This is a genomic window from Pantoea sp. CTOTU49201 (genome assembly GCF_032054795.1).
Lineage (GTDB): Bacteria > Pseudomonadota > Gammaproteobacteria > Enterobacterales > Enterobacteriaceae > Pantoea > Pantoea symbiotica.
In genome coordinates this window covers 1-1579 of sequence record NZ_DAMBSA010000631.1, presented here as the reverse complement: position 1 = coordinate 1579, position 1579 = coordinate 1, and the positions used below count along the sequence as shown (strand labels likewise).

The 1579-nt window shown below is 57.9% G+C and carries 2 protein-coding genes; both read right to left on the bottom strand.

Annotated elements, in window-relative coordinates:
- Positions 1–4: 4 nt before the first annotated feature.
- On the bottom strand, positions 5–1102 hold the full coding sequence (locus RTY00_RS24630; RefSeq protein WP_312666730.1) for an alkene reductase: 1098 nt from the start codon (positions 1100–1102) through the stop codon (positions 5–7).
- A 50-nt stretch (positions 1103–1152) separates the two neighbouring features.
- The coding region (locus tag RTY00_RS24625) for a TetR family transcriptional regulator C-terminal domain-containing protein (protein WP_312666729.1) at positions 1153–1579 on the bottom strand (427 nt) is incomplete at its 5' end.

Genomic DNA, 1579 nt, shown 5'->3' with positions numbered 1-1579 from the left:
TTTCTTACAGGGTTGGATAATCGGTGTAACCTTCCGCGCCGCCGCCGTAGAAGCTCTCAGGGCGCTGCGGATTGAGTGGCGCATCCTGCTGCAAACGAGCAACAAGATCCGGGTTAGCGATAAAGTCGCGACCAAACGCCACTGCGTCAATCAGGCCGCGCGCAATCAGGTCGTCGGCTTTCCTTACGGTGTAGGCACCGGCACCGATGATCACGCCTGGGAACAGCGCACGCACTTTCTCACGGAATGCGTCAGTGTATGGCTGTCCGCCCGCCCAGTCTGGCTCAGAAAGGTGCAGATAGGCGATGCCGCGCTTGCCCAACTCGGCGATGTACCACAACGCCGCTTTCTCTTCTTCCGGGCCATTTTCCAGATTCTGGAAGGCACCGATTGGCGAAACGCGGATACCGATACGATCGGCAGACCAGTTAGCAATCGCCGCATCCACCACTTCCAGCGCGAAACGACCACGTTTCTCAATCGAACCGCCGTACTCATCGCTACGCTGGTTTGAGCCGGGTGCGAGGAACTGATGCATCAGATAACCGTGCGCTGAGTGCAGTTCCAGCAGGTCGAAGTCGGCTTCGCGCGCATTGGCGGCGGCCTGACCAAAATCTTTGACGATTTGCTGAATTTCAGCCACTGACAGCTCGCGCGGTACTGAGGTGTCTTCACGATAGACCGAACCATCCGCAGCGCGCAGGGAAGTGCGCGTACCCGCCGCCAGCGCGGTCGGTGCGACCGGCGCTTTGCCTTCTGGCTGCACGCTATTATGAGAAATGCGGCCGGTGTGCCACAGCTGCACGGCGCTGTGACCGTTAGCGGCATGAATGCCTTCGTTAATCATTTTCCACGCGGCAATTTGCTGCTGTGTGTGCAGGCCCGGCGCACCGGCATAGCCTTTCGCCTGGAAAGAGATCTGGGTGGCTTCGGTGATGATCAAACCGGCACTGGCGCGCTGCTGATAATATTCAGCCATCAGCGGCGTCGGGATATCGCCCGGCTCAATGCTGCGCAGGCGCGTCAACGGGGCCATAAAAATGCGGTTCGGTACGGTAATCGCGCCCACTTTGAGTGGGGAGAACAGCTGCTTACTCGCCATATTGATTGCTCCAGGAAGACCGGTCGTCTAGTAACGACGTTTTTTAAAAATCAGTGACTTATCAGCCACTGTTCGATGGTGTTGAGCGCCAGACTAATCGGACCCGGCTCTCGGGAAATCTTGCTCTGCAAACTGGCTCCGAGCCACAACAGGTAGCAGCGCTGCGCCAGCTGCTGCGGCGTTTGCCCAAACGGCAGCGGCTGCTCAGCGGCTACCTCAGTCAAACAGCGCGTGTAGGCAGCGATGATGGCATTGGCGCCTTGTTGCAGGGCATCGCGCATGGGTTCGGAGAGATCGCACACTTCAGCTGACAATTTCACGCCAAGGCAGCCAACAATATGACCTTGCTCGATAAACAGCCTTTCGCCGTAGCGGAAATGCGCTAACAGGCGTTCGCTCGGCGGTAAACCGGGCAGATTTAGCTGCTGATCAATCTGTTGCTGGAAGTTAGCGAAGTAGCGCTCAATCAGCGCCACG

Coding starts and splice junctions, on each gene's coding strand:
- RTY00_RS24630 (WP_312666730.1), bottom strand. CDS start 1,102: ATGGCGAGTAAGCAGCTGTTCTCCCCACTCAAAGTGGGCGCGATTACC.